General features: G+C 63.1%; 25 protein-coding genes and 2 tRNA genes. 6 read left to right on the top strand and 21 right to left on the bottom strand.

Annotation, left to right across the window (positions count from 1 at the left end; genetic code table 11):
* Positions 1-2 precede the first annotated feature (2 nt).
* From BVH74_RS06575 to BVH74_RS06495, 17 genes are all read right to left on the bottom strand, one after another.
* Complete coding sequence (locus tag BVH74_RS06575) at positions 3-1,538, bottom strand: HAL/PAL/TAL family ammonia-lyase (RefSeq protein WP_080049292.1); 1,536 nt, start codon at positions 1,536-1,538, stop codon at positions 3-5.
* On the bottom strand, positions 1,531-3,126 hold the full coding sequence (locus tag BVH74_RS06570) for a BCCT family transporter (RefSeq protein ID WP_080049291.1): 1,596 nt from the start codon (positions 3,124-3,126) through the stop codon (positions 1,531-1,533). Before BVH74_RS06570 ends, BVH74_RS06575 begins: the two co-directional genes overlap by 8 nt.
* 90 nt (positions 3,127-3,216) lie before the next feature.
* The gene (gene hutU / locus BVH74_RS06565; protein WP_080049290.1) at positions 3,217-4,887 is read right to left on the bottom strand and encodes a urocanate hydratase; all 1,671 of its coding nucleotides are present in this window, start codon (positions 4,885-4,887) and stop codon (positions 3,217-3,219) included.
* A 14-nt stretch (positions 4,888-4,901) separates the two neighbouring features.
* A complete protein-coding gene (gene hutG, locus BVH74_RS06560) occupies positions 4,902-5,837 on the bottom strand; it encodes a formimidoylglutamase (RefSeq protein WP_080049289.1) in 936 nt (311 codons plus the stop codon).
* Positions 5,827-7,044: an imidazolonepropionase gene (gene hutI, locus BVH74_RS06555; protein WP_080049288.1), complete on the bottom strand. Its 1,218-nt coding sequence runs from the start codon at positions 7,042-7,044 to the stop codon at positions 5,827-5,829. Before hutI ends, hutG begins: the two co-directional genes overlap by 11 nt.
* Positions 7,045-7,396: 352 nt before the next feature.
* Positions 7,397-7,579 carry a Fic family protein gene (locus BVH74_RS18765; protein ID WP_218189169.1) on the bottom strand — a complete coding sequence of 61 codons (183 nt, stop codon included), beginning with the start codon at positions 7,577-7,579 and terminating at the stop codon, positions 7,397-7,399.
* A gap of 178 nt (positions 7,580-7,757) precedes the next feature.
* Positions 7,758-7,833, bottom strand: a tRNA-Thr gene (locus tag BVH74_RS06545).
* A gap of 338 nt (positions 7,834-8,171) precedes the next feature.
* Entirely contained in the window at positions 8,172-9,371 is a 1,200-nt protein-coding gene (locus BVH74_RS06540) for a methyltransferase (protein ID WP_080049287.1), read from the bottom strand.
* A 6-nt stretch (positions 9,372-9,377) separates the two neighbouring features.
* Positions 9,378-10,079: an ABC transporter permease gene (locus BVH74_RS06535; protein ID WP_080049286.1), complete on the bottom strand. Its 702-nt coding sequence runs from the start codon at positions 10,077-10,079 to the stop codon at positions 9,378-9,380.
* Entirely contained in the window at positions 10,076-10,768 is a 693-nt protein-coding gene (locus BVH74_RS06530) for an ABC transporter permease (protein WP_080049285.1), read from the bottom strand. Before BVH74_RS06530 ends, BVH74_RS06535 begins: the two co-directional genes overlap by 4 nt.
* 45 nt (positions 10,769-10,813) lie before the next feature.
* Positions 10,814-11,566, bottom strand: a complete 753-nt coding sequence (locus tag BVH74_RS06525) for an ABC transporter substrate-binding protein (RefSeq protein ID WP_080049284.1) — start codon at positions 11,564-11,566, stop codon at positions 10,814-10,816.
* Positions 11,567-11,578: 12 nt separating this feature from the next.
* Complete coding sequence (locus BVH74_RS06520; RefSeq protein WP_080049283.1) at positions 11,579-12,346, bottom strand: ABC transporter ATP-binding protein; 768 nt, start codon at positions 12,344-12,346, stop codon at positions 11,579-11,581.
* Between the two features lie 260 nt (positions 12,347-12,606).
* Positions 12,607-12,682 (bottom strand) — tRNA-Phe (locus tag BVH74_RS06515).
* A gap of 86 nt (positions 12,683-12,768) precedes the next feature.
* Positions 12,769-13,041, bottom strand: a complete 273-nt coding sequence (locus tag BVH74_RS06510; RefSeq protein ID WP_080049282.1) for an oxidative damage protection protein — start codon at positions 13,039-13,041, stop codon at positions 12,769-12,771.
* A 13-nt stretch (positions 13,042-13,054) separates the two neighbouring features.
* On the bottom strand, positions 13,055-14,110 hold the full coding sequence (gene mutY, locus BVH74_RS06505) for an A/G-specific adenine glycosylase (RefSeq protein ID WP_080049281.1): 1,056 nt from the start codon (positions 14,108-14,110) through the stop codon (positions 13,055-13,057).
* Positions 14,107-16,296, bottom strand: a complete 2,190-nt coding sequence (locus BVH74_RS06500) for an AsmA family protein (protein WP_080049280.1) — start codon at positions 16,294-16,296, stop codon at positions 14,107-14,109. The genes mutY and BVH74_RS06500 overlap by 4 nt, the downstream gene beginning before the upstream one ends.
* Before the next feature lie 261 nt (positions 16,297-16,557).
* Complete coding sequence (locus BVH74_RS06495; RefSeq protein WP_080049279.1) at positions 16,558-17,667, bottom strand: NAD(P)/FAD-dependent oxidoreductase; 1,110 nt, start codon at positions 17,665-17,667, stop codon at positions 16,558-16,560.
* Positions 17,668-17,778: 111 nt separating this feature from the next.
* Here BVH74_RS06495 and hisB point away from each other — a divergent pair, with 111 nt between their 5' ends.
* The 4 genes from hisB to hisF all read left to right on the top strand — a co-directional run bounded on the left by hisB (position 17,779) and on the right by hisF (position 20,765).
* On the top strand, positions 17,779-18,372 hold the full coding sequence (gene hisB, locus BVH74_RS06490; protein ID WP_080049278.1) for an imidazoleglycerol-phosphate dehydratase HisB: 594 nt from the start codon (positions 17,779-17,781) through the stop codon (positions 18,370-18,372).
* Positions 18,372-19,007, top strand: coding sequence for an imidazole glycerol phosphate synthase subunit HisH (hisH, locus tag BVH74_RS06485; RefSeq protein ID WP_080049277.1), 636 nt, complete (start codon positions 18,372-18,374; stop codon positions 19,005-19,007). Before hisB ends, hisH begins: the two co-directional genes overlap by 1 nt.
* A 50-nt stretch (positions 19,008-19,057) precedes the next feature.
* On the top strand, positions 19,058-19,795 hold the full coding sequence (gene hisA / locus BVH74_RS06480) for a 1-(5-phosphoribosyl)-5-[(5-phosphoribosylamino)methylideneamino]imidazole-4-carboxamide isomerase (RefSeq protein WP_080049276.1): 738 nt from the start codon (positions 19,058-19,060) through the stop codon (positions 19,793-19,795).
* A 196-nt stretch (positions 19,796-19,991) separates the two neighbouring features.
* On the top strand, positions 19,992-20,765 hold the full coding sequence (hisF, locus tag BVH74_RS06475; protein WP_080049275.1) for an imidazole glycerol phosphate synthase subunit HisF: 774 nt from the start codon (positions 19,992-19,994) through the stop codon (positions 20,763-20,765).
* Between the two features lie 36 nt (positions 20,766-20,801).
* Here the strand turns inward: hisF and BVH74_RS06470 are convergent, their stop codons facing one another.
* Genes BVH74_RS06470 through gpmI form a run of 4 tightly spaced genes read right to left on the bottom strand, consistent with a single transcriptional unit; the run spans position 20,802 to position 25,746 of the window.
* Complete coding sequence (locus BVH74_RS06470; RefSeq protein WP_080049274.1) at positions 20,802-21,707, bottom strand: divergent polysaccharide deacetylase family protein; 906 nt, start codon at positions 21,705-21,707, stop codon at positions 20,802-20,804.
* Positions 21,704-22,981, bottom strand: coding sequence for a S41 family peptidase (locus BVH74_RS06465; RefSeq protein ID WP_373279482.1), 1,278 nt, complete (start codon positions 22,979-22,981; stop codon positions 21,704-21,706). Before BVH74_RS06465 ends, BVH74_RS06470 begins: the two co-directional genes overlap by 4 nt.
* Before the next feature lie 46 nt (positions 22,982-23,027).
* Positions 23,028-24,197, bottom strand: a complete 1,170-nt coding sequence (locus BVH74_RS06460; protein ID WP_080049272.1) for a murein hydrolase activator EnvC family protein — start codon at positions 24,195-24,197, stop codon at positions 23,028-23,030.
* 10 nt (positions 24,198-24,207) lie between these two features.
* Positions 24,208-25,746 (bottom strand): 2,3-bisphosphoglycerate-independent phosphoglycerate mutase, encoded by a 1,539-nt coding sequence (gene gpmI, locus BVH74_RS06455; protein ID WP_080049271.1) that lies wholly within the window; start codon positions 25,744-25,746, stop codon positions 24,208-24,210.
* Between the two features lie 235 nt (positions 25,747-25,981).
* Here gpmI and BVH74_RS06450 point away from each other — a divergent pair, with 235 nt between their 5' ends.
* On the top strand, positions 25,982-26,404 hold the full coding sequence (locus BVH74_RS06450) for a rhodanese-like domain-containing protein (protein ID WP_080049270.1): 423 nt from the start codon (positions 25,982-25,984) through the stop codon (positions 26,402-26,404).
* A 3-nt stretch (positions 26,405-26,407) separates the two neighbouring features.
* The gene (grxC, locus tag BVH74_RS06445) at positions 26,408-26,659 is read left to right on the top strand and encodes a glutaredoxin 3 (RefSeq protein WP_080049269.1); all 252 of its coding nucleotides are present in this window, start codon (positions 26,408-26,410) and stop codon (positions 26,657-26,659) included.
* The last annotated feature ends 24 nt before the right edge of the window (positions 26,660-26,683 follow it).

Raw genomic sequence — 26,683 nt, 5'->3', positions numbered from 1 at the left:
CCTCAGCAGTCGATGGGCGCCAGCTGCTCACGCAGCGCGGCCAGAGTCCGAGCATCGCGCAACAGCTCGTAGCTGGCGCGGATATCCAGGTGCAGCGGATGTTCCTCGGTGTAACTGGCGACCCGTTCACGCAGTTGTTGCCAGGCCCGCCCCGTGCCCTCGCCGAAAGGCCTGTGCTTGATGAAGTCGAAGGCCTGAGCCGCCAGCAGGTATTCGATGGCGAGCACCTGGAAGGCATTGTCCAGAGCCTTGTCCAGCTTCAGCGCGGCGCTCTCGCCGAGGCTCAGGTGATCCTCCTGCAGGCCCGAGGTGAGAAAGTTGTCGATCACCGCCGGCAGCGCCAGGCGCTTGTTGTCCGCCACCAGAGAGGCGGCGCTGTACTGGGCGATCATCATCCCCGACTTTACCCCGCCCTCGGCGGTGAGAAACGCCGGCAGGCTGTTGGCCTGAGGCGTCACTAGGCGGAAGGTGCGCCGCTCGGCGATGCTGCTCCACTCGCACACGGCGATGGCCAGCAGGTCGCAGGCCATCGCCACCGACTCGCCGTGGGGGTTGGCCTGGGAGACGATCCGGTGGCCCTCGCCCTGGCGCACCACCAGCGGGTTGTCGGTGGCCGAGTTAAGTTCATCGACCACCTGGCGAGCAGCGTGCTGCAACTGGTCGCGGCAGGCACCGTGTACCTGGGGAATCGAACGCACACTGAGAGCATCTTGCAGGCGCTCGCCCTGGCTGCGCTCGAGCACCTGGCTACCGGCCAGCAGGCAGCGCAGATTGGCGGCGCTGCGCTGCATGCCTTGATGCGACTTGCGCTGGATCGCGGCCGGGTCGATGGCCTCGAGCTGCCCGCCGAGGGCCTCGAAACTCATCGCCGCGACGATATCGGCCCAGTCGGCCAGCGCGCTGGCGTCGGCCAACGCCAGGCAGGCCAGGCCGGTCATCGCCGGGGTACCGTTGACCAGGCTCAGGCCGTCCTTCGGCCCCAGCGTCAGCGGTGCCAGGCCGATGGTTTGCAGCGCTTCGCTGGCGGCGAGGCGGCGGCCGGCCAGCTCCACCTCGCCGACGCCGAGCAGGGCCAAGCCGATATGCGCCATATGCGAGAGATAACCGACCGAACCCTGCGCCGGTACCACCGGCACCAGGTCGTGGTTGAGCAATTCCAGCAGCCCCTCAACCACCTGGCGGCTTATGCCCGAGTAGCCGTGGCTGTAGTTGACCACCGCGCAGCACATTATCGCTCGAACCTGCTCGCTGCGCAGCGGCGCGCCGATGCCACAAGCGTGGCTCATCAGGGTGTGGCGCGACAGCCGCTGCAGCTCGTCTGCCGCCAGCACCACGTTGCACAACGCGCCCAGCCCGGTATTGATGCCGTAGTGCGCCTGCCCCGAACCAGCCATGGCCAGCACCGCGGCGCGCGCCTCGTCGATGCGTCCCCAGGCACTCTCAGCCAGACGCAGCGGCCGGTGCTGGCGAGCCACCGTCACCACCTGCTGCCAGTCGACCGCGCTGTCGCCGATCAGTACCTCTGCCTGACTATTCATTCGCCGCACCCTCCAGAGTCGCCGGTTCGGCAACGCGTTCGCCGTTTGGCTCGTGCTGCTTGAAGATAAACACCCGCGCTGCTGCGGCGACGATCAGGATGAACAGGAACAACACACTGAAACCACCGGCCGCAGCCAGGTACTTGATGCCCTCGACGCCCTGCGCGCCACCACCATAGGCGACCATGATGAAGGCGATGGCACCGATCGACAGCCCCCAGATCACCTTCTGCCGCTTCGGCGACTCCTCGTCCGCGCGGATGTCGTGGGTGCAGATCGAGGCGATGGTCGAGGTCATCGAGTCGGCCGCCGTGGCGAAGGAGATGATCAGAGTGAATATCGCCAGCGGTACCAGGATAGCCGCCAGCGGCAGGTGCTGGAGGAAGCCCCATAGCCCGGATACCGCACCGTTCTCGGTGACGATGCGCACCAGATCAAGGGTGCCGTCCAACTGCCACTTGATCGCCGAACTTCCCCAAATGGCGAACCAGACGATGCCGAACAGCGATGGCAGTATCCAGTTGATAATCAGGAATTGGCGCAGGGTGCGGCCGTAGGAAATGCGCGCGAGGAACAAGCCCATCAGCGGCGCATAGGCGATCCAGATCGACCAGTCGTACATGGTCCACCAGGTCACCAGAGCCTCGCCGCCAGACTCCTTGGTGTCGAACGACCAGAGGAAGAAATTGTTCAGCCAGTAGCCGATCGAGGTGGTCGACAAGCTGAGGATGTAGCTGATCGGCCCGACCACCAGCAGGATCACCACGAAGGCATAGAAGATATAGGCGTTGATCGACGACAGCACGCGGATCCCACGCTTGAGCCCTGACAGCGCTGAGATGATGAAGATAGACGCGATCACCAAGGTCAGCAGCAGCCAGGTCAACGGCGTCGGGCGAATGCCGTACTGCGACTCGATACCCGAGCTGATAAGCGCCAGTCCGGCGCCGAGCGACGAGGCCAGGCCGAGGGCGATGGCCAGCACCGCCACCACGTTGATCAAGGAGCGCACCATGGGCCGCTGCTCGTGGCGACCGAGCACCGGCGTCAGCGTCGAGGAGATGGAGAACGCCTGTTTCCGGTTGTAGTGCATGTAGCCGATCATCAGACCAACCACCGAGTACATGGCGTAAGGAATGAAGCTCCAGTTGTGGAAGCTGCGCGCCAGGGCGAAGATCGCTGCCTCGGCGCTGCCGGGGGCGAAGGACTGGTTGCCAATTTCGCCGTAGACGTTGCCCAGGTAGATGATCGGCTCGTTGACCGAGTAGGTCACTACGCCGGTGGCGATACCGCCGGTCAGCGCCATGGCAAAGGTGGTGGCCATGGAAAACGCCGGCTTGGCATTCGCCCCGCCCAGGCGAATGTCGCCTGCCTTGGAGAAAAAGATATACGCGGTGACCGAAAGCGCGGAGATGGCCAACAGCTGGTACAGCCAGGCGAAATCGACCAGGGAGAAATAGAAGATACCCTTGGCGACTTTGACCAGGGCCGCATTGTCGACCAGCCCCACGACAACCGCGAGAAAAATGATGGTGAAAGCGGGGATGAAAACCCCCGCGTTCAGGCGTTTACGGCTATTTGTATTCATTGTTGCCTGCCTTTGCTGGGAACAGCGTTAAGAAGTCTGCCAGCGCCGCAGGCCTCCGTCGCCCGCGGCTCCAGCTGTTGTGTCCGATGCTTAGAGCATCGGCAGATCCAGGCCCTGTTCCCTGGCGCAATCGATGGCGATGTCATAACCGGCATCAGCGTGACGCATAACCCCGGTGCCCGGATCGTTGCGCAGCACCCGCCCCAGGCGGGCGCGGGCCTCGGGAGAACCGTCGGCGACGATGACCACCCCGGAATGCTGCGAGTAGCCCATGCCTACGCCACCGCCATGATGCAGCGAGACCCAGGTGGCGCCGCCGGCGGTATTGAGCAGGGCGTTGAGCAGCGGCCAGTCGGACACGGCGTCGGAGCCGTCCAGCATAGCCTCAGTCTCGCGGTTGGGGCTGGCCACCGAACCGGAGTCCAGGTGGTCGCGGCCGATCACCACCGGCGCCTTCAGCTCGCCGCTGGCGACCATGTCGTTGAACGCCTGGGCCAGGCGCGCGCGGTCCTTCAGGCCGACCCAGCAGATGCGCGCCGGCAGGCCCTGGAAGGCGATGCGCTCGCGAGCCATGTCCAGCCAGCGGTGCAGGTGCTCGTCGTCCGGGATCAGTTCCTTGACCTTGGCGTCGGTCTTGTAGATGTCCTCGGGGTCGCCGGACAGCGCGGCCCAGCGGAACGGGCCGATGCCCTGGCAGAACAGCGGACGGATATAGGCCGGGACGAAGCCGGGGAAGTCGAAGGCGTTGGCCACGCCCTCCTCTTTCGCCATCTGGCGGATGTTGTTGCCGTAGTCGAAGGTCGGCACGCCCATCTTCTGAAAGTCGAGCATGGCGCGCACGTGCACCGCCATCGACTGCTTGGCGGCCTTGACCACCGCCTCGGGCTCGCGCTTGCCGCGGGCCACGTACTCCTCCCAGCTCCAGCCGGACGGCAGGTAGCCGTGCAGCGGATCGTGGGCACTGGTCTGGTCGGTGACCATGTCCGGACGCACGCCGCGGCGCACCAGCTCCGGCAGCACGTCGGCGGCGTTGGCGCAGAGGGCGATGGACACCGCCTTGCCCTCGGCACAGTACTTGTCGATGCGCGCCAGGGCGTCGTCGAGATCGCTGGCCTGCTCGTCGACGTAGCGGGTGCGCAGGCGGAAGTCGATGCTGCTCTGCTGGCACTCGATGTTCAGCGAGCAGGCGCCGGCCAGGGTGGCGGCCAGCGGCTGGGCGCCGCCCATACCGCCCAATCCAGCAGTCAACACCCAGCGGCCCTTGAGGTTGCCGCCGTAGTGCTGGCGGCCGGCCTCGACGAAGGTCTCGTAGGTGCCCTGGACGATGCCCTGGCTGCCGATATAGATCCAGCTGCCGGCGGTCATCTGGCCGTACATGGCCAGGCCCTTGCGGTCCAGCTCGTTGAAGTGCTCCCAGTTGGCCCAGTGCGGCACCAGGTTGGAGTTGGCCAGCAGCACGCGCGGGGCGTCCGGGTGGGTCTCGAACACGCCCACCGGCTTGCCGGACTGGATCAGCAGGGTCTGGTTGTCTTCCAGGCGCTTGAGCACCTCGACGATCTTGTCGAAGCACTGCCAGTCGCGCGCGGCGCGGCCGATACCGCCGTACACCACCAGCTCCTTGGGATTCTCGGCCACGTCCGGATCGAGGTTGTTCATCAGCATGCGCAGCGCCGCCTCGGTCAGCCAGCTCTTGGCGCTGAGTTGGGTGCCGCGCGGAGCGCGGATCTCAATGTCGCGGTATTTATTGGTCTTGGTGGTCACGTCAGGCTCCTGGCTCAGAGGCTCAGCAGATGGATCAGGCGCGCCGCCACGCGGGCGGTGCGGTTGTCGATGTCGTATTCGGGGTTGAGCTCAGCGAGATCGGCCAGGCGCAGCTTGCCGCTACCCTTGAGCCGTTCGATCAAGGGCTCGAGCAGCTCCAGGCGCACCCCGCGCGCAGCCGGGGCGCTGACCCCGGGGGCCTCGCAGGCCGGCAGCACGTCGATGTCGATGGTCAGGTAGAGCACGTCGCAGCCGGCGGCAAAGGCGTCCAGCTCGGCGCCGATGGCGTCGAGGCTTGACTCGCGGATCTCGCGGTCCTCGCGCACCAGCACGCCGAGGTCGGCGGCACGCTGGAACAGCGCGCGGGTATTGCTGGCGCGGCTGACACCGAGGCAGGCATAGCGAAACGGCCAGCCGCGGGCGGCGCACTGCTCGGCGATCTGGGCGAAGGGCGTGCCGGAGGAATGTACATGGGCCGGGTCGCGCAGGTCGAAATGGGCGTCGAAGTTGACGATGCCAATCTTCGGGGCATGGTTGCCGGAGAGATGTTCGGCCAGACCGGACCAACTGCCGAAGGCCACTTCGTGACCGCCGCCAAGCACCACGGGAAGATGGCCGGCATCCAGCAGCGCACAGACGTTGCGCCCCAGGCGGCTCTGGGCAGCTTCCAGATCGCCGTCCTCGCAGACCACGTCGCCAGCGTCATAGGCCGGCGCCTGGCGGTGCCAGGCCAGGTTGGCCAGCGCCTTGCGCATCGCCAGCGGCGCGGCTGCGGCTCCGACCCGGCCATGATTGCGACGTACCCCCTCATCGCAGGCGAAGCCGAGCAGGGCCAGGCCAGGCTGGCTGTCGCCGTTGAGGGCGCGAATGCGCTGGTGCCAGCGCGAGCTGTCCGGCTCGGGGTCGGTACGCCCGCCCCAGGCCTCCATGGAATGACGGTCAGCGTGCATACACGATCTCTCCGTTGAAGATGCGCTGGCGCAGGCGGCCGGCCTGAACGGCGTAGGCCAGTTCGGCCGGGGACTGCACGTCCCACAGACACAGGTCGGCGGGCGACCCAACCTCAATCCGCCCCAGGTCGGGGCGGCCGAGGGCGCGGGCGGCCTGGGCGGTCATGCCGCTCAGCGCCTCGCGCGGGGTCAAGCGAAACAGGCTGCAGGCCAGGTTGGCCATAAGCGTCGGCATGCAGATCGGTGAGGTGCCGGGGTTGGCGTCGCTGGCCACCGCCATCGGCACGCCGTATTGACGCAGCAACTCGATGGGCGGTAGCTGGGTCTCGCGCAACACGTGGAAGGCGCCGGGCAGCAGTACTGCGACGGTGCCGGCCGCGGCCAGGGCGCGTACGCCGGCCTCGTCGAGGTATTCGATATGGTCGGCCGACAGCGCATCGTAACGCGCGGCCAGGGTACTGCCGCCGAGGTTGGAGAGCTGCTCGGCATGCGCCTTAAGCGCCAGGCCATGGGCCTGGGCGGCCTGGAAGATGCGCTCGCACTGGGCCGGGGAGAAACCGATACCCTCGCAGAACACATCCACCGCATCGGCCAGGCCTTCGGCGGCGGCCGCCGGGATCATCTGCTCGCAGACCAGCGCCACATAGTCGTCGGCGCGGCCGACGTATTCCGGGGCCACGGCATGGGCACCGAGCAAGGTGGTGGTGATGCGCACCGGGCGCAGCTCGCCTAGCCGACGCGCCACACGCAGCATCTTCAGTTCGTCGTCTAGCGTCAGGCCGTAGCCGGACTTGATCTCCAGGGTGGTCACTCCATCGGCCAGCAACGCATCGAGACGCGGCAGACTGGCGGCGATCAGCTGGTCCTCGCTGGCCGCGCGGGTAGCGCGTACGGTGCTGAGGATGCCGCCACCGGCGCGGGCGATCTCTTCGTAGCTCACCCCTTCCAGGCGCTGCTCGAACTCACCGGCGCGGTTACCGGCATAGACCAGGTGGGTGTGGCAATCGACCAGGCCGGGGGTCAGCACTCCGCCGCGGCCGACTTCGGTCGCGCCCTGTGCCTGCGCCTCGTCGAACTCGCGCGCCGGCCACAGGCCGGCGACACGCTCGCCCTCGACCAGCAGGGTCATGGGCTCGTCCAGTTGGGCCAGGCCATCGAAGACCTGCACGTCACGCCACAGTTGTTTCGGGGTTGGGAATGCCGACATGGGATTTTCCACACTTGTTTTGTATATACAATAGAGATCATCATGACGATCGTCAAGCCATGCAAAGAAACATGACCAAGGGTCAAAACGCCTTTCAAAATCGATTAATTCTGGCTGAAACAGCCTATATAGAGCTGCCAAAGCCACAGACCACGGCGGCACCGGCCACGCGCCGGGCAACGACCGCTGGTCGCCAAAACCATATGTATATACATTATGAAGGCAAGCCGTCCAGAAGACCCCATGCTCCAAACCCTGCTCGACCTCGCCAGCGCCCGCCCCATGCCTTGGAAGAACAACGACGGCGAAACCCTGGGACTGGCCATCGGGTACCCCCGAAAACCCACGGCGCTCAAAAGTAGAATTTTCCGTAAGCGGCATGGATGCCGTCGATGATGGTCCGGCTTAAATAAAGAATGGGCAGGGTAAGTAGCTGTTGCTCAATCAGGTACAGGACATTGACGATACGACCGGTTCGGTCATTACCGTAGTGGAAAGGATGAATAGCTTCGAACTGGCAATGGCTGATAGCCATTTAGCAAGAATCTATGTCGATGCGACACACATAACCTGCTCACATGCTCTGCTGCGACCGCACGGTATCCAGCTGAGCGCTCAGCACCTTGGCCACCTGCTCCGCCCTGCCTGCCATCGTTGGCGTGATGAACTCGCGACCACAAAAAAAGGCCTGCATCACTGCAGACCTTTTTGCTTGGTGCCGGCACCAGGAGTCGAACCCGGGACCTACTGATTACAAGTCAGTTGCTCTACCAGCTGAGCTATACCGGCGCGGGATGCATTATATAGGGACTGCGGTCGGTGTAAAGCCACAGACCGGTTTTCTGCGACTTCAGGAGGCTATGCACAACCATACCAAGGTTGTGAATTATTTCTCTAAAAGCGCTTGACAAAGCCCCCTCAACTCCTTGTTTTTTCTGCACAATCAACAAAGATCACTTTTCAGCCAGAGCGCTGAAAGCCTTGTAATATCTGGCTTTCACGAGGTTACCAAGACGTCACCCACACAGTTATACACAGCAAGCGTGGATAACCACAACCCAGCCATTCCTGTGGATAACCCTGTGCGCAAGCCGTGGGAAGTGTGGTGATAGGATGTTGGCAAACGCTTAGTTGCGCTCGGCAACAATCAGCAGATTGCGCGGCGTCAGCTCAGGCGGACAGAACTGGCCCAGTTGCACCTGATAGCCCTGCTCCTGAAGAAACAGCGCCCGGTCGAGCAACAGCCAGATTTCCAGCGGTCGGCGAAACAGTGCCCGCACCAATTCGAGGTTGCGCACCACGGCCAGCCGCTGCCAGCCCTGCTGTTCAAGCTCAGCCCAGCAGGCCGGCGGCTGTAGTTCCAACTGGTGATGTGCCGCCATGTCGCGGCAAAAGGCCTCAAAGCCTTGATTCAGGGCGCTCTCCGGGCGCGAGGGCGTACTGAGGTAGCTGTCTACCCCACGGGCCTGACGCTGCCAAAGATCGAAGGCCAGGCGCCAGGCCATGGACTGATCACGCAGACGTCGCACTCGCTGGCCCGAGGTCACGGTTTCCTGTAGTGGCAGACGCAGGTCCTCCTCGCTCAGGCGCAGAGCCGAGCGGGCCGCTCGTTGCGACATGGGTTGGTATTCGCTGCGGCTGATGCGGTTGTAGCAGCAGGGAGAGACCGCCAGTTGGGCACAACCCCGCGCCGCGCCTTCGCGCAGCAGCGTCATGTGCAGCTCACCGCAGGCGTGCAGTGCCAACAGACTGTGCTCGGGGCGCAGTTGCTGCCAGGCGGCCGGTTGCAGCACGTCGGCATCCAGATGCCGGGCAGCAATGCCCTGCTGCCGGCTCATGGCTGCACCGTCAAAATTGAGCTGGGGATCTCGCTCCAGACAGGTCAGCGGCAGAGCGCTTTGCCAGGCCAGCAAGCGTCCCAGATGACCTTTACCGGCGCACCAGTCAAGCCAGTGGCTGGGCGAGCGCTGCCAGCGCTGCCGGCTAACGGCGGCAAACCGCGTGATTTGCTGCCATTTGCGCCCGGGGATATGCCGGGACAGCAGTTCCGGCAATTCGGCCTTAACGGCACTGCTCCAGTCTTCGACCGCACTCAGAGCCTGTGCCTGGGCAGCCAAAGCAGGAAAAGGTGCAGGTGCCGGCAACTGCCAGGGCTGGTTGTGTTCGCGCTCGGCCTGCTCCAGGCTGCGCTCACGCAACCAGGCGGCCAATGCCGGCCAGTCGGCTTCCCAGGCCAGGGTCAGTTGGGTGAAGGGTTTGGCTCGCCAGAGCGCCTGGTGTTCACACAGCCAAGCGTCCAGTGCGGCGAACCGGGCCGCAAAGTCCATGAGATCTTAGCGCCGGCGGCTGGCGTCCACTTTCAGCCAGCGCTCGATCAGCTTGAACACCTGGGTGAAGGCCAGGGTGATGACCAGATACATCAGACCAGCGACCAGATAGAACAGCTCATACTGGTAGGTCCGCGAATTGATGGTCTGGACGGTGCCCATGATGTCCATCAGGGTGATCATGTAGACCACCGCGCTGGCCTTGAGCATCAGGATCACTTCGTTGCCGTAGGCTGGCAGGCCGATGCGGATGGCGCGCGGCAGAATGATGTACTGCAGGGCCTGACGCCGCGACATGCCCAGAGCCCGCGCGGCCTCAACCTCGCCCGGCGGCACGGCCTGAATCGCGCCACGCAGGATTTCCGCGATATAGGCGGTGGTGTGCAGGGTCATGGTGATCAGCGCACACCAGTAGGGCTCACGCAGGTAGGGCCAGAATATGCTCTGGCGCACCGCCTCGAACTGCGACAGGCCGTAATAGACCAGAAACAGTTGCAGCAGCAGCGGCGTGCCACGGAAGAAAAAGATGTAGCTGTAGGGCAGCACGCGCACATACCAGTGCCGTGAGGCCCGCGCCAGCCCCAGCGGGATGGCCAGAATCAGCCCCAGCACCACTGCCAGGCCGACCAGCTCCAGGGTCATCAGGGCGCCGCTCCACAGCTGCGGCCACCAGCGCACGACCAGTTCCCAACGCTCCAGCCAGCTCATAGCTCAGTCCTCACAAAGCCACGGTTGGCGCGACGCTCGAACCAGTGCAGCGCAATCATGATAATCACCGTCAGCGCCAGATAGATCAGCGCGGCGGCAAAGAAGAAGGTAAAGGGCTCACGGGTCGCCTGCCCGGCAATACGCGCCTGGCGCATCAGTTCATTGAGCGTAATCAACGAAACCAGTGCGGTATCCTTGAGCAGGATCAGATACAGGTTGCCCAGCCCCGGCAACGCCACCCGCCACAGTTGCGGCAGAGTAATGCGCCAGAAAATACGCAGATTCGACATGCCCAGCGCCAGCCCGGCTTCCTTCTGCCCGGGCGGAATCGACAGCAGCGCTCCGCGGAACACCTCGGTAGCGTAGGCACCAAAACACAGACCAAGGGCCAGGGTGCCAGCCACGAAGGGGCTGAAGCTGAATTCCGGATTGCCGAAATGGCTACCCAGCCAGTTCAGCGATGACACCGTGCCGAAGTAGGCCATCAGAACCCAGAGGGTTTCCGGCACACCGCGTACCACCGAGGTGTAAAAGCCCCCCAGGCCACGCAACAGCATCTTGTCGGAGATCTTGGCGCTGGCCCCGAGCAGGCCTAATACCAGGCCCAGGGCAACCGCTGCCAGGGACAAACGAATGGTCATCCAGGTCCCGTCAAGCAGGGCCGGACCAAAGCCGTGTAAATCGAACATGGGCGCTCGTCAGAACGGCCGGGCCATCAGGCCCGGCCAGCCGGATCAATAAATGCTGAAGGGGAAGTACTTGGCGTTGATCTGCTCGTAGGTTCCGTCTTCGAGGATTTCCTGCAACGCTTTGTTCAGACGCTCACGCAGCGGATCACCCTTGCGCACGGCGATACCGATCTGGTCGTTGTCAAAGACCGGCTCACCCTTGAACTCGAAGTTGGCGCCAGCATCGCTCTGCAACCACTCGTACTGCACGAAGTTGTCGGCCAGCACACCATCAATGCGTCCGGAGCTCATATCCAGGTAAGCGTTCTCCTGGGTGTCGTACAGGCGGATATTGACCACTCCGGCCAGGTTGTCTTCCAGCCACTGACCAGCGATGGTCGCCCGCTGGGCACCAATGGTCTTGCCCTTGAGGCTGGCCTCGTCGGTCTGGAAGTCGGACGACTTGGGAGCAACAAACTGCAGCTTGTTGGTGTAGTAGGGCTCGGTGAAATCAACGGCCTGCTTGCGCTCGTCGGTAATCGACATGGAAGCGACCAGGAAGTCGAAGCGGCGGGTGTTCAGTGCCGGAATGATGCCATCCCAGTCCGAGGTAACAATGCTGCACTCAACTTCCATCTTCTCGCACAGGGCCATGGCGATATCGATATCGAAGCCAACCACGTTGCCACTGCTGTCGATCAGGTTGAAGGGAGGGTAGGCACCTTCGGTACCGATCCGCAGTTTCTCGGCAGCCAGCGCCGGAGCGCTGATAAACACGGCGGCCGCAGCGGCCATCAGGATCTTCTTATAGCTTTTCATCGGTATTGCTCCTTACCTATGGCTGGACATGAACTGCTTGCAGCGCTCCGATTTCGGATGCTCGAACACTTGCTCCGGGGTGCCGATTTCCTCGACCTGCCCCTTGTGCAGAAATACCACCTGACTGGACACCTGGCGGGCAAAGCCCATTTCATGAGTCACCAACAGCATAGTACGCCCCTCGTCGGCCAGCGCCCGAATCACTGACAGCACTTCGTTGACCATTTCCGGGTCAAGTGCCGAGGTCGGTTCATCAAACAGGATCACCCGTGGTTGCATGGCCAGGGTCCGGGCGATCGCTGCCCGTTGCTGCTGACCGCCAGACAACTGGGCCGGAAAGGCATGACGCTTGTCGGCAATGCCGACCTTTTCCAGGAACACCTCGGCGGCGGCAATCGCATCGGCCTTGGACTGCCCCAACACCCGGCGCGGCGCCTCGATGATGTTGTCGAGAATGCTCATGTGCGGCCACAGGTTGAAGCTCTGAAACACGAAGCCGACCCGCGCACGCAGGCGATTGATCTGCTTGTTGTCGGCGGCAACCAGTGCGCCATCCTTGCCAGACTTGAGCTTGAGTTCCTCGCCGGCAACAAAGATCTGCCCGGCATGGGGGTTCTCCAGCAGATTGATGCAACGCAACAGGGTGCTCTTGCCGGAGCCGGATGAGCCCAGGATCGAGATCACGTCACCGTCCCGGGCGATCAGATCGACGCCCTTGAGTACTTCAAGGTCGCCGTAGCGTTTATGCAGGTTACGTACTTCCAGAGCAGGGGGTGTCACTTGTCGTTATCCAGTCGGACGCCGTTGGCGTCATGTTCATTGAACCGGAACCCGGTGCCGGCTGACCGACAGTTCCTTCTGCAATCTTCCTGTCATCCGGCAAAACTAGCACAGGCTCCCGACATGACCAAGAACCCTGATCGGGTCATGTCTCGAATTTGCATGCAAAAGTCTTTCCAGATTAAACAGGCCAGCATGGTGAACGCTGATCCATGGCAATAAAAAAAGCCCGCTGGCAAGGCCAGCGGGCTTTTTAATCATGGTGCCCAGGGACGGAATCGAACCGCCGACACGGGGATTTTCAATCCCCTGCTCTACCAACTGAGCTACCTGGGCGACAGGGCCGCTATTAAACGGTTTATGCTTAGAACTGTCAAGCGGGCCGGACAAAAATATTTTATTTTTTCAGCCGCTTAGCAGAATCACTCGGTTGGCGGCACATAGCCCTCAGCCTGGGCGTACTCTTCCCCGGACAGGAATTTCTCCATCTCCTGCTGGATGAACTTGCGATCCTCCGGATCCATCATGTTCAGCCGCCGCTCGTTGATCAGCATGGTCTGATGGGCGGTCCACTCGTCCCAGGCACGCTTGGACACGTCCTGATAGATTGCCTCGCCCTTGGGCCCTGGATACGGCGGCCGGTCCAGACCCGGCAGCTCCTGCTTGTATTTGCGGCACATCACGGTGCGTGTCATGTGAAGACTCCTCTCAAGCCTTGTCGATCAGCGGGGCGACCCGTTTGAGCAGTTTCTTGACCGGTGCGGCCAGGCCCAGGCGGGACGGTTGGCGCAGGTTATACCAGACCTGCCCGCCCTCGGCCACGCCAGCGCCAGGCCCGACCTGCAACAACAGAGGCTGTATATCCAGGTGGAAATGACTGAAGGTGTGGCGCAGCGGCTCCAGCACCGCAGGCTCACCAGCCTGCCAGCCACGTTGCTGGAGCCAGTCAGCCAACTGTGCACCATCATCGAGCTGAGGCGGGCACCAAAGCCCACCCCAGAGCCCCGAATCGGGGCGTCGCTCAAGCCAGATGTCACCACCCGAATTGACCAGCAGCGGCATTACACATTGGCGCACCGGCAATGCCTTGCGCGGCTTGGAGTGCGGATAAGCCGTAGGCTGACCAAGCACTCGGGCCTGACAGCCAGCTTGCAGCGGACACACCAGGCACATCGGCTTGCTGCGGGTACAGAGCGTGGCCCCCAGATCCATCATCGCCTGGGTGTAGTGATTGACCCGTTGCTGCGGCGTATAGCGTTCGGCCAACTGCCACAACTGGGCCTGCACCCGGGTTTCACCAGGCCAACCCTCGACCGCGTGATAACGCGCCAGCACCCGCTTGACGTTGCCGTCCAGAATCGGCGCGCGCAACCCCATGCTCAGGCTGGCGATGGCGCCGGCCGTGGAGCGGCCGATCCCCGGCAGCTCAGTCAGGGCCTCCAGGTCGTGCGGAAACACGCCGTCATGCTGCTGCACCACCAGCTGCGCGGCCTTGTGCAGGTTACGCGCCCGACTGTAGTAGCCAAGCCCGGTCCACAGATGCAGCACCTCGTCAGCCGGCGCGGCGGCCAGGGCGAACACATCCGGCAGCACCTGCATGAAGCGCTCGAAATAGGGGATCACCGTCGCCACCTGGGTCTGCTGCAGCATGATCTCCGACACCCAGACCCGATACGGGGTAATCCCCTGCTGCCAGGGCAGATCCTTGCGCCCGTGGCTGTCGTACCACTGCAATACCGCCTGGGAAAAAGCTTCAGGACTCACCGGTTGAACAGCCCGCGAATGGTCTCGCGCACGGCCGGGGCCTGATCGCCCAGGCGCTCCTGCAGACGCTCCTCAACCTTGCGCTGTGCCTCACTGCCCACCAACCGGGCAGCAATCTGGGCCACACCATCGGTATCCACGTTGCAACTGCTGGCGGCATTATGCAGATAGCCACGGCAGCGCACTGGCCACTCGATGCCAACATAGCGCTGATTGACCTGGCAGGCCGGATCCGGCATTTCCCGGGTATCGCCCTCCAGCAACAGCCCCAGGCGATAGTCCAGACGCTGCGGCGGCAGATCGATATCGCCCCGGCCCTTGACCTGGATACCCGGCAGCGCGGCGACCAGATCATCACCGCTGACCTTACCGCTGACGATCCGGAAGCTGCCGTTCAGGCTGCGGAACGGGGTATCTTCGCTGCCATGCGCTTCGCTCAGACTGCGCCGGTTGGCCAGGGCAATGGCCCGGCACAACTGCTGCTCAAGATTGACCCCGAGCAGAGCACCGTCGCTGACACTGAAACGGGCATTACCGTTCATGGTTTCGATCCAGCGCTTGATGCTGTTGCCGCTTGAGCGCGCCTCAAGGGTCAGGTCCAGCCGGCCGCGAAACTGTTCGGCGACCTCATAGGCACGTTGCACCGCCAGCGAGTCCATACCGGTCAACTGCTTGCTGACACTCAGGCTGACCGGAGTCTGGCGGGTATCGATCTCAGCAGAAGCCTTGAACTGGCCACCAAACACCCCGCCCTCAAGATTATTCAACCGGACCCGGCCATTGCGGGCCACCACAGCCGCCTTGAACGGCGCGATATCCAGCTCGGTCAGACGCACCTGCTGCAGATCCAGGCTGCCATCGACATCCAGCCGCGCCAGCAACTCAAGCGGCAATACCGGCTCATCGCTCCAGGGCTCGGGCTCAGCCGTCGAACTGCTGCCACCCGGGCGTCCGGCCGGGGCCGCCGAGGTTGTGGGCTTCTCACTCGGCGGCAGGTAGTTGTCGATATTCAACTGGTTGCCCGTCAGTTGAAAGCGCAGGGCCTGCCGCTCGAAGTCAGCTACTCCCAAACTGCCACTGAGTTCGGTGCCATCGAGCACCAGCTTGAGCTGCTCCAGCATCAGGCTGTTGCTGCTGCCATTGAGTCGTGCAGTCAGGGCCACTTTTTCCAGTGCTCGCGGGTCGGCAGTTTCCGGCACCTCCTGGCCGAGCGAGCGCAGCAACTCGCGGGCATTGAATTCGGCCACATCGAGCTGGCCACCGAGCTTCAAGGCTTTGTCCAGCTCACTGGCCCGCAGTTGCCCGGTGGCGCGCATGTCGGCCAGGCTCAGGCGCATCTGGTTCAGCTCCGCCACCTGGGCAGCCAGGTCGACCAGCGCATCACCCTGCAACTGCAGACTGACCGCCCGCCCGGAGAACGGCTCACCACTGGCGTCGATCTTGAGATTAAGCGCCTCAAGCTGGTAACGCTTGAGCCCCAGATCGAACTGCGCTACCCCCTTGAGATCGATGCGGGTGCGCATGACCGGCTGCTCGGCGAGCATCAGCCCAAGAAAGGCCAGATCGAACGGCTGACCTTCGACCAGTGCCCCGGTACTCAGGTTGACATCCTCGAACTGCAGGCGCTCACCACTCTGGCGGTCTTCGTAGTGAATCCGCGCATTGGTAATGCGCACACTTTCGATGGAAATATCCAGCTCGCCTGCAGTGGTCTGCGGCGCTGGCTGACGGGCTGGCGGCTCGGTCTCGGCTGGCGGTTGTGGCGTGCGCGCGGGCGACTCGGCCGGCTGACCGATGGACTCCCAGTTGCCCTTGCCGTCGGCATCCTTGATCAGATTGAGACTGACGCTGTCGAGGATCACGTCGCTCATACGCAACTGCCGACGCAGCAGCGGCAGAACTTCAACGCCCAGCCCCAGTGAACCGACCTGTGCCAAGGGCTGATCAGGATCATGCAGCGGCGCAACGCCAACATCCTTGAGTTCGATACCCAGCCAGGGGAACAGCGACCAGCCAATATCTCCGCCCAGGGTCAGCTCGACACTGGCCTTGTCCCGTGCGGCTTGCTGGATGTGTTCCTTGTAGTCGTTCGGGTCGAACATCCGGGTCAGGAAAAACAGAATCCCGACCGCCAGTACCACTACCCCGAACACCACCAGACCTATCAGTTTGGCCAGCGACTTCATCGCTCTCTCCTTGGTTGCTAATCAAGTGCTGTTACCGGCAACAGCACTTACACCGATATTCGTTGCTTCAGGCTCAGCCTATGAAAACACTGATTAATTGCACAAAAGCCCGCCAGCCCGGTTGGCACAGGCCTGTGTTGGACCGTTAGATGCCAAGGATGGCATCTACGAGCCCCCAGGGACGGGTTTACGGCGTGTCCAGCACAGGCCTGTGCCAACCGGGCTGACGCACCGAACCGATTTAATCAGTGTATCCCTAGCTTAAAGCCTGCCGAGCCGGACCGCGACCTCATTGGCGATGGCCAGGCTGGCGGTCAGCCCCGGTGACTCGATGCCGAACAGGTTGATCAGCCCGGCCAGGCCATGCTCGGCAGGACCTTGGAGAATGAAATCGGCAGCCGGTTCCCCGACCCCGGACAGCTTGGCGCGGACACCGGCATAACCCGGCTGCAGGCGCTCGGCCTGGCAGCCGGGCCAATAGCGCTGCACGGCCCTGGCAAACTGCTCGCGCAACTGCGGATCAACCCGATAATCAAGGCTATCGACATAGCGTACATCCGGGCCGAAACGCAGTTGCCCGCCCAGATCAAGCGTCGCATGCACCCCCAGCCCGGCGGTGTTGACCTCTGGCATCGGATAGACCAGATGACGAAAGGGTGAACGGCCGCTGTAACTGAAATAACGCCCCTGACACAGGTGCAAGGCCGGTACGGCTCGCAGCTCGACGTCAATGCTCCGGGTCAATGCCTGGGCAAAGATCCCGGCACTGTTGATCAGCCAGCGACAGCGCAGGCTAAAGGCCTGGCCTGCGCTGTCGCCCTCAACCTGCCAGCCATCTGCCTGAGGGTGCAAGCGTCTGACCTCGGTATTAAGGCTCAGCTGACCACTGCCTTGCTGCAGTGCAGTCTCGAACGACTGCAACAGGGCGTGACTGTCGATGATGCCGGTCAGCGGCGAAAACAACCCAGCCACCGCCCGCAATTCCGGTTCCAGCGCCAGCACCTCGGCACCGCTCAGCGCTTGCAGCTCGACTCCGTTGGCCCGCGCATTGGCCTGCAGCCGCGCCAACGCCGGACACTCGTTCTCCTCAACCGCCACCAGCAGCTTGCCGATCCGCTGATGCTCCACCCCACGCTCGATACACCAGGCATACAGCAGATCACGCCCCTCGCGGCACAAGCGGGCCTTGAGCGAACCTGGCGGGTAGTAGATCCCGGCATGGATCACCTCGCTGTTGCGACTGGAGGCGTGCTGCCCCGGCCAGGGCTCACGCTCCAGCACCAGCACCTCGCGCCCAGCAGCAGCCAGGCACTGGGCAATCGCCAACCCGACCACCCCGGCTCCCACTACCACCACCTCGACATCCACCATTGGTCTGCTCTGCCCCCCTGATAGTCAATCCTGATCGGCCCGCCAGTAGCCCCTATCCGGCGCAAACCGTATAATGCACGCCCTTGATAGATTATTCAGCGGAGAACTGCCATGGCTGAGCGTAAGGCCAGCGTCGAGCGCAATACCCTGGAAACCCAGGTCAAGGTGTCCATCAACCTCGATGGCACCGGCCAGGCGGACCTGGATATCGGCGTGCCCTTCCTTGAGCACATGCTCGACCAGATCGCCCGACACGGTCTGATCGACCTCAACATCCACTGCCGCGGCGACCTGCACATCGACGATCACCACACCGTCGAGGACGTCGGCATCACCCTCGGCCAGGCCTTCGCCAAGGCAATCGGTGACAAGAAGGGCATCTGCCGCTACGGCCACAGTTATGTGCCGCTGGACGAGGCGCTGTCACGCGTGGTGATCGATTTCTCCGGTCGCCCCGGCCTGCACATGCATGTGCCCTATACCCGTGCCACCGTCGGCGGCTTCGATGTCGATCTGTTCATGGAATTCTTCCAGGGCTTCGTCAATCACGCCCAGGCTACCCTGCACATCGACAATCTGAAGGGGGTCAATACCCACCACCAGATCGAGACGGTGTTCAAGGCCTTTGGCCGGGCGCTGCGCATGGCCCTGGAACTGGACCCGCGCATGAGCGGCATGATGCCTTCGACCAAGGGCTGCCTCTGATGTCCGTGGTTGCCGTCATCGACTACGGGATGGGCAATCTGCACTCGGTCGCCAAGGCGCTGGAGCACGTCGGCGCCCGTCATGTCGAGGTGACCAGCGACGCTGAACGGATTCTCGCCGCCGACCGGGTGCTCCTGCCCGGTGTCGGCGCGATTCGTGATTGCGTGAGCGAACTGCGCCAGCTCGGCCTGGATCAGGTCGTGCGCCAGGTCGCCACCGACAAGCCGCTACTGGGTATCTGTGTCGGCATGCAGATGCTGCTCGAACACAGCGAAGAGAATGGCGGTGTCGACGCCCTCGGGCTGTTCCCCGGCCAGGTACGGTTTTTCGGTGACGAACTGCGCGAGGCCGACGGCCAGCGCCTGAAAGTGCCACACATGGGCTGGAATCAGGTCAAGCAGACCATCGACCACCCGCTGTGGCACCGCATCGAGCAGGACGCGCGTTTCTACTTCGTCCACAGTTTCTACGCCGACCCGGGCAAGCACGTCGCCGGGCGTTGCCACTACGGGGTCGACTTCGCCGCCGCCGTGGCCGACGATAATGTCTTCGCCACCCAGTTCCACCCGGAAAAAAGCCATACCAATGGCCTGCAACTGCTGCAGAACTTTCTGGCCTGGGACGGGCGCTGGTAATAACCCGAGCTGCGAGCCGTACGCTCACGCTGTTTCCAAAGGAAAAACTGATGCTGATCATCCCCGCTATCGACCTCAAAGACGGCGCCTGCGTACGCCTGCGCCAGGGCCTGATGGACGATGCCACGGTGTTCTCCAACGACCCGGTCGCGATGGCCGCCAAATGGGTAGACGCCGGCTGCCGGCGCCTGCACCTGGTCGATCTGAACGGCGCCTTCGAGGGCAAGCCGGTCAACGGTGAGGCGGTCACCGCCATCGCCCGGCGCTACCCGAATCTGCCGATCCAGATCGGCGGTGGCATCCGCTCGCTGGAAACCATTGAGGAATACGTCAAGGCTGGAGTCAGCTACGTGATCATCGGCACCAAGGCGGTCAAGCAGCCGGAATTCGTTGGCGAGGCCTGCCGCGCCTTCCCCGGCAAGGTGATCGTCGGCCTGGACGCCAAAGACGGCTTTGTCGCCACCGATGGCTGGGCCGAAGTCAGCAGCATTCAGGTCATCGATCTGGCCAAGCGTTTCGAAGCCGATGGCGTGTCCGCGATTGTCTACACCGACATCGCCAAAGACGGCATGATGCAGGGCTGCAATGTCGAGGCCACCGCCGCGCTGGCCAATGCCACCTCGATTCCGGTGATCGCCTCCGGCGGCATCCACAATCTTGGCGACATCCAGACCCTGCTCGACGCCCGCGCCCCCGGCATCATCGGCGCCATCACCGGCCGCGCCATCTACGAAGGCACGCTGGATGTGGCCGAGGCGCAGGCCCTGTGCGACCGCGCACAGGGCTGAGACCTCAGCCGCCCCGGGCTGTCATGTGGGCCGAAGGCATGGCACCTGACAACGTCACCGCGAGCCGAAGGCGCGGCAATCCATGCGACCCTGGCAGCACAGACATGGATTGCCATGTCGCTGACGCTCCTCGCAATGACGCCATGCCGGACAGCCGCCAACTGTAGAATCAACCTTTTCACCCCGGAGAACTGCAATGCCCCTGGCCAAACGCATCATCCCCTGCCTCGATGTCGACAACGGTCGCGTGGTCAAGGGCGTCAAGTTCGAGAATATCCGCGATGCCGGTGACCCGGTGGAGATCGCCCGGCGCTACAACGAGCAGGGTGCCGACGAGATCACCTTCCTCGACATTACCGCCAGCCACCAGGAACGCGATACCACCCTGCACACGGTCGAGCGCATGGCCAGCCAGGTGTTCATTCCGCTGACCGTGGGCGGCGGCGTGCGCACCGTGCAGGACATCCGCAACCTGCTTAACGCCGGTGCCGACAAGGTCTCGATCAACACTGCTGCGGTATTCAACCCGGAGTTCGTTGGCGAGGCTGCCGACCGCTTCGGCTCACAGTGCATCGTGGTGGCCATTGACGCCAAGCGGGTTTCGGCCGACGGCGAGCCCGGGCGCTGGGAAATCTTCACCCATGGCGGGCGCAAGCCGACCGGTCTGGATGCCGTGGCCTGGGCCAAGAAGATGGAGGATCTGGGCGCCGGCGAAATCCTGCTCACCAGCATGGATCAGGACGGGGTCAAGAGCGGCTACGATCTGGGCGTGACCCGCGCCATCAGCGATACGCTGCACATCCCGGTGATCGCCTCGGGCGGGGTCGGCAACCTCCAGCATCTGGCGGACGGCGTACTGCAGGGCGGCGCCGATGCGGTACTGGCGGCGAGCATCTTCCACTTTGGCGAATACAGCATCGCCGAAGCCAAGGCCTACATGGCGGCACGCGGCATCGAAATGCGCCTGTAACAGGGCCAGGCGGTATCGTCCACGGCGATACCGCTCTCAGCGCGCGTACTTGCGCGCTAAAAGCTCCTCAACACCAACCACCTGCACCCCTTCACGCGTTTCCAGTTCCGGCAATACCCGCTCCAGATAATCCAGGGTTTCCGGGTAGGGATGCCCAATCAGCAGCGCCTGACCATTCTGCCGAGCTAGCCGCAGCCCCTGCTCAAAGGCCGCGGCAATCGCCTGAGGCTCACGCACATGATCGAGAAACTGATCACGCGACAGATGGCGTACACCGGCCGCTTCGGCAGCAAACGCCGCCTGGGTCGCGGCGGTGGTACGGCTATCAATGAAGAACAACTGACGCCCCTGCAGATGATGCATAAGCCGGTCCATCGGCTCACGCTCGGCAGTCAGACGGCTGCCCATGTGGTTGTTGAGCCCCTGAATCGGCACAAAGCTGTTGAGGTTGTCGCGCAGCACCCGGTCAAACTCTTCCTCGGGCATACCGCTGTAGAGACCACCCGGGCCGATATCCAGCCCGGCGCCGTTTTCCATCGGCTGATGCAGCATGACCGTGCGCCCGGCCTCGGCGGCTTCCTGCGCCAGCCGCTGGGCAAACTGGGTATGCGGCAAAATCGCCAGGGCGATTGGTACCGGCATATCGATGATCCGCCGGCCCTGGGCATAAGCATGACCAACATCGTCGATAATGATAGCCAGCACAGGACCGGGATCAGGCAGCACTGGAGCCAACACCTCGGCTGGCCGCTCGGGCCAGCCCGCATGCTCGATAGCCATCCAGTCAGCGCTATCGCCACGACCAGCAAGCGCTGGCGGTGGCGACTCTTGCAGCTCAATCTGCAGTTCCGTCTCAGCGTCGCGGGTTGGTATCTCGGCAGGGGCAGGCGCGTCCGAGCAGGCTGCCAGCAGAGCCAGCAGCCCGAACAGCAACAGCCTCATTGACGACTGCGGGTGATATTCAAGCCTTTGAGCAGATTCAGGGCCTGACTGAGTTGATAATCGGTATCCTGGCGCCGCTCACTGCGCTCGGCCTGCACCTGCCGGGTAGTGCGCTCCTCGCCGTTGATGTTGCCCAGGTGGCGCTGCAGGTCAGCCTCGCGATAACCGGCCTCCTCCCGCTCCTGAGTAACCCGGCCGCGCTCGACATGGATATCCGGCACGATGCCCTGGGCCTGGATCGAGCGACCATTGGGGGTGTAATACAGCGCGGTGGTCAGCTTCAGCGCCCGGTCATTGTTCAGCGGCAACACCGTCTGAACCGAACCCTTGCCGAAGCTGTCGGTACCCATGATCACCGCCCGGGCGTGATCCTGCAGGGCGCCGGCGACGATTTCCGAGGCCGAGGCCGAGCCACCATTGATCAGCACCACCAGCGGTACGCCGCGACTGGGATTGTTGCTGGTGGCACTGAAGCGCATCTCGGCATTGCTCAGACGTCCCTGGGTATAGACGATCAGGCCCTGATCGAGAAAGCTGTCAGCCACCTCGACCGCCGACTGCAGCACCCCGCCAGGGTTGTTGCGCAGATCCAGCACCAGTCCCTTGAGCTCGCCATTGGGGTTGAGACTGCCCAGGCTGCGACGCACCTCATCGCCGGTATTGTTCTGGAACTGGGTGATACGCAAATAGGCATAACCGGACTCCAGCTCCTCGGAACGCACACTGGCAACCCGGATCACCGCCCGGGTCAGCTCCACCTCGAACGGGCTACCGGTGCCGCGCACCAGGGTCAGGGTGACCTTGGAGCCGGCTTCGCCTCGCATCAGGTTGACCGCATCGACCAGACTCATGCCCTTGACCGGCTGATCGTCGATCTTGATGATCAGATCACCCGCCTCAATCCCGGCACGGGCCGCCGGCGTATCGTCAATCGGCGAAATAACCCGAATGAAGCCGTCCTCCTGTCCGATCTCGATGCCCAGCCCGCCAAACTGCCCGGTCGTGCTGTCCTGCAGGCCCTGGAAGGCCTCCGGCTCCAGGTAGGCCGAATGCGGATCGAGCCCTTCAAGCATGCCGCGAATGGCGTTCTCCAGCAGCGTGGCATCGTCCACCGGTTCAACATAGGCGCTACGAATCCGGTCCAGCACCTCGGCAAAGGTACGCAGTTCATTGAGCGGCAATGGCGCCGCCAACTCCTGTTCCTGGGCCTGGAGTGAGGCCACGCCAAGCGCCAGGCTCAAGCCGGCAGCGAACAGGATACGCACAACGGTCATCATCTTCTCCCAAGGCACTGTTAGCGGGGAACATTCACAACCCGCTTTATCCAGACAGCATACACCACGCCAGCGGGTCAAGGGCGCGGCCCTGGTGGCGAATGGCAAAATACAGCGCCGGGCTCGACTGCCCGCCACTGCGCCCCACGGTAGCAATCGCTTCACCGGGCTGAACCCAACTGCCAACCTCGCGCAGCAGGCTCTGGTTATGTCCATATAGACTCAGATAACCGTCGCCGTGATCCAGAATCAGCAACAGCCCGGAGCCCCGCAGCCAGTCGGCAAACACCACCCGGCCACCATGAATGGCATGTACCGGCGCGCCCTCGTTGGCACCGATCAGCAGGCCATCCCATTTAAGCCGGGCGTCCTCGCCACGCTGACTGCCGAAACGAGCCTGAACTCGCCCCTGTACCGGCAGTGGCAGCTTGCCGCGCGCCTGGGCAAAGGGCAGGTTGCCGGCGGGTGTAGGAATACTGGTGACCGCTTCGTCCAAACGCTTGATCAGATTGGTCAAAGCCTCACGCTCGGCCTCGCGGTTTTTGAGCTGCTCGCTCTGCGACTGACTGCGACTGCGCAACCCGGACAGCGCCCGGTTACGATTCTGCTGCTCGCCCTGCAGCGCCTGCTCGCGGCTGGCCAGTTGCTCACGGTTCTGCTGCAGACCGGCCTGTTCGGAAGCAATCGCAGCACTTGCCTGGCGGATCTGAGTCAGGGTGTCGGTGTAGCGCTCGATCTCATCGACCCGGGCCCGGCCGACATATTCGTAATAGCGCAACATCCGCGCCATCCGTGCCGGGTCGTCCTGATTGAGCATGACCTTGAGGTAATCCTGCTGGCCGGCCATGTAGGCGGCCCGTAGCTGCCGGGCAATCTGCTCTTGCTGGGCCTCCAGCGCCACCTGCAAGGCAGCGGCCTGGCCGCGCAGGTCACGCAGCCGGCTTTCGCCTTCGCGAATCTGGCGCTCCAGCTCACCGCTTTCGCGCCGCAGCCGGCCAATTTCGCTCTCGCTCTTCTGCAGATCCGCTTCCAGCCCGCCCATTTCCTGCTTCAGGCTGTCCAGCATTTTCTTCAGCCGGTCGATCTCCTGCTGGGTCTGACGCAGCTCGGCCCGGGCCTCGCGCGAATCGCTCGGCTCAGCCTGCAGCGCTGGCGCGCCGACCAGTGCTGCCAGCAGCAACGCTACCCCAATACGCCAGCACCATGGCCTCAGCATACGCGCAGGCTCAATTCAGACTGGCGATCGAGCGGCCAGTCATCTCCGGCGGCTGCTCCAGCCCGAGCAGGGTCAGTACGGTGGGCGCCACATCCGAGAGGATGCCACCATCACGCAGGCTGACCTGACGCGGACCAACATAGACAAACGGCACCGGCTCACAGGTATGCGCGGTATGGGCCTGACCAGTACTGTGGTCAGCCATCTGCTCAACATTGCCATGATCAGCGGTAATCAGCGCCTCGCCACCGACCTTGGCCAGCGCCTCAGCAATGCGACCAATGCAGCCATCCAGGCACTCGACCGCCGCTACCGCTGCCTCGAACACCCCGGTATGGCCAACCATGTCGCCGTTGGCATAGTTGACGATGATCACATCGTAACGCTGTTGTTCGATGGCCTCGACGATCCGGTCGGTAACTTCCGGCGCACTCATCTGCGGCTGCAGGTCATAGGTAGCGACCTGTGGCGAGGGAATCAGGATCCGCTCTTCACCTTCGAACGGCTCTTCGCGGCCACCGGAGAAGAAGAAGGTGACGTGCGCGTACTTTTCGGTTTCAGCAATCCTCAGCTGGGTCTTGCCCTGCTTGGCCAGATACTCGCCCAGCACATTGTTGAGGCTGGCCGGCGGGAAGGCACAAGGCGCCGGAATATCGGCGGCATACTGGGTCAGCATGACGAACCCCGACAGTTGCGGCACCCGGGCGCGCTCGAAACCAGAGAACGCCGGCTCAACGAAGGCCCGGGTCAGTTCACGGGCCCGGTCGGCCCGGAAGTTCATGAACACGACTGCATCGCCATCGGCCACCGCGACTGGCTCACCGATACTGGTGGCCTTGACGAACTCGTCGCTTTCACCGCGTTCATAGGCGGCCATCAAACCATCGACGGCATTGGCCGCAGTGAATTCAGCCTTGCCATCGACGATCAGGTTGTAAGCCGCCTCGACCCGATCCCAGCGGTTGTCGCGGTCCATTGCGAAATAGCGGCCGATCAGACTGGCAGTGCGGCCCTTGCCCAGGCGCTGGTAGGTGTTGTCGAGCAGGTGCAGTGAAGGCTCGGCACTCTTGGGCGGGGTGTCGCGGCCGTCAAGAAAGGCATGTACGTAAATCTGCTCGGCACCGCGCTGAGCCGCCAGCTCAACCATCGCCACCAGTTGCTGTTCATGGCTGTGCACGCCGCCCGGCGACAACAGCCCAAGCACATGCACGGCATTGCCACCGGCTACCGCCTGATCGACCGCCGCGCAAATCTGCGGGTTGCTGAAGAAGTCGCCATCGGCAATCGCCTTGGTCACCCGGGTAAAGTCCTGGTAGACGATGCGTCCGGCACCCAGGTTCATGTGACCGACTTCCGAGTTGCCCATCTGCCCGTCCGGCAGACCCACATCCATTCCCGACCCCGAAACCAGGGTGCGTGGAGCTTCAGCCCAAAGCCGATCCCAGACTGGGGTAGTGGCAGCCATGATGGCGTTCGACTCGGGCGACTCGCTGTAGCCAAAGCCATCCAGGATCATCAGCACCAGGGGTTTGGGGGCAACTGTGGTCATAAGGACTCAACTCGCAGATCATTAACTGAAAACGGGATGCGGGCCCGCACTCGGGACGGCCCGCCGGATTGGCCACAGTTTACTTGTCCGCATGCGGCCTGTCATGCAGCCCAGCCAATAGGGCTTATGCAGCCAGTCAATCGACACAGTCCGGCAAGCCCGGGAGCAAAGGTTCTGCACAACGTACAGGCTGTGTATACTGGCCCACTTTCTTATTCATCCGGAAACCTCTTCAATGCAGTTTTTTCAGCAACTTATCGAGTTCATCGGCAACCATTACATTCTGACCACCGCCTTTCTGGTAGTACTGACCCTGCTGATTGTCACCGAAGGGCGCAAGGCCGGCAAAGTGCTGACCACCCAGCAGGCTACTGCGCTGATCAACCGCGAACATGCCCTGGTGGTCGATGTGCGGGCGAAAAAGGAATACTCCGCTGGCCATATCGTCGATTCGCTCAACATTCCGCATGACAGCCTGGCCAAGCGCCTGGTTGAGCTGGAAAAACACAAGGACAAACCGCTGATCCTGGTCTGCGCCAACGGCCAGCATGCCGGCCCGTGCGCCAAACAGCTCAAGGCCGCCGGCTTCAACAATGTCAGCCGGCTGTCCGGCGGCATCAGCGGCTGGCGCGCCGACAGTCTGCCTCTGGTCAAGTAAGCCATGTCCGACGTGATCATCTATTCGAGCAACTATTGCCCGTTCTGCATCCGCGCCAAGCAGTTGCTCGACAGCAAGCAGGTGCAATATCAGGAAATCATCGTCGATGGCCAGCCGGCGCTACGCGCCGAGATGGCACGCCTGGCCGGGCGGACATCAGTGCCGCAGATCTGGATCAAGGGCACCCATGTCGGCGGCTGCGATGATCTGATGCTGCTTGAGCGCAGTGGCAGACTTGATAAGCTGCTGGCCTGACCCCAGATACACTAACCAACACAC

Source organism: Halopseudomonas phragmitis (genome assembly GCF_002056295.1).
GTDB lineage: Bacteria > Pseudomonadota > Gammaproteobacteria > Pseudomonadales > Pseudomonadaceae > Halopseudomonas > Halopseudomonas phragmitis.
This window is presented reverse-complemented; position numbering and strand designations above follow the sequence as displayed.

Excerpts from the sequence above, each read along its gene's own strand:
- BVH74_RS06575 (WP_080049292.1), bottom strand. The coding sequence starts at position 1,538 with ATGAATAGTCAGGCAGAGGTACTGATCGGCGACAGCGCGGTCGACTGG.
- BVH74_RS06570 (WP_080049291.1), bottom strand. The coding sequence starts at position 3,126 with ATGAATACAAATAGCCGTAAACGCCTGAACGCGGGGGTTTTCATCCCC.
- hutG (WP_080049289.1), bottom strand. The coding sequence starts at position 5,837 with ATGCACGCTGACCGTCATTCCATGGAGGCCTGGGGCGGGCGTACCGAC.
- hutI (WP_080049288.1), bottom strand. The coding sequence starts at position 7,044 with ATGTCGGCATTCCCAACCCCGAAACAACTGTGGCGTGACGTGCAGGTC.
- BVH74_RS18765 (WP_218189169.1), bottom strand. The coding sequence starts at position 7,579 with ATGGCTATCAGCCATTGCCAGTTCGAAGCTATTCATCCTTTCCACTAC.
- BVH74_RS06540 (WP_080049287.1), bottom strand. The coding sequence starts at position 9,371 with ATGGACTTTGCGGCCCGGTTCGCCGCACTGGACGCTTGGCTGTGTGAA.
- BVH74_RS06535 (WP_080049286.1), bottom strand. The coding sequence starts at position 10,079 with ATGAGCTGGCTGGAGCGTTGGGAACTGGTCGTGCGCTGGTGGCCGCAG.
- BVH74_RS06530 (WP_080049285.1), bottom strand. The coding sequence starts at position 10,768 with ATGTTCGATTTACACGGCTTTGGTCCGGCCCTGCTTGACGGGACCTGG.
- BVH74_RS06525 (WP_080049284.1), bottom strand. The coding sequence starts at position 11,566 with ATGAAAAGCTATAAGAAGATCCTGATGGCCGCTGCGGCCGCCGTGTTT.
- BVH74_RS06510 (WP_080049282.1), bottom strand. The coding sequence starts at position 13,041 with ATGACACGCACCGTGATGTGCCGCAAATACAAGCAGGAGCTGCCGGGT.
- BVH74_RS06500 (WP_080049280.1), bottom strand. The coding sequence starts at position 16,296 with ATGAAGTCGCTGGCCAAACTGATAGGTCTGGTGGTGTTCGGGGTAGTG.
- BVH74_RS06495 (WP_080049279.1), bottom strand. The coding sequence starts at position 17,667 with ATGGTGGATGTCGAGGTGGTGGTAGTGGGAGCCGGGGTGGTCGGGTTG.
- hisB (WP_080049278.1), top strand. The coding sequence starts at position 17,779 with ATGGCTGAGCGTAAGGCCAGCGTCGAGCGCAATACCCTGGAAACCCAG.
- hisH (WP_080049277.1), top strand. The coding sequence starts at position 18,372 with ATGTCCGTGGTTGCCGTCATCGACTACGGGATGGGCAATCTGCACTCG.
- hisA (WP_080049276.1), top strand. The coding sequence starts at position 19,058 with ATGCTGATCATCCCCGCTATCGACCTCAAAGACGGCGCCTGCGTACGC.
- hisF (WP_080049275.1), top strand. The coding sequence starts at position 19,992 with ATGCCCCTGGCCAAACGCATCATCCCCTGCCTCGATGTCGACAACGGT.
- BVH74_RS06470 (WP_080049274.1), bottom strand. The coding sequence starts at position 21,707 with ATGAGGCTGTTGCTGTTCGGGCTGCTGGCTCTGCTGGCAGCCTGCTCG.
- BVH74_RS06465 (WP_373279482.1), bottom strand. The coding sequence starts at position 22,981 with ATGACCGTTGTGCGTATCCTGTTCGCTGCCGGCTTGAGCCTGGCGCTT.
- BVH74_RS06460 (WP_080049272.1), bottom strand. The coding sequence starts at position 24,197 with ATGCTGAGGCCATGGTGCTGGCGTATTGGGGTAGCGTTGCTGCTGGCA.
- gpmI (WP_080049271.1), bottom strand. The coding sequence starts at position 25,746 with ATGACCACAGTTGCCCCCAAACCCCTGGTGCTGATGATCCTGGATGGC.
- BVH74_RS06450 (WP_080049270.1), top strand. The coding sequence starts at position 25,982 with ATGCAGTTTTTTCAGCAACTTATCGAGTTCATCGGCAACCATTACATT.
- grxC (WP_080049269.1), top strand. The coding sequence starts at position 26,408 with ATGTCCGACGTGATCATCTATTCGAGCAACTATTGCCCGTTCTGCATC.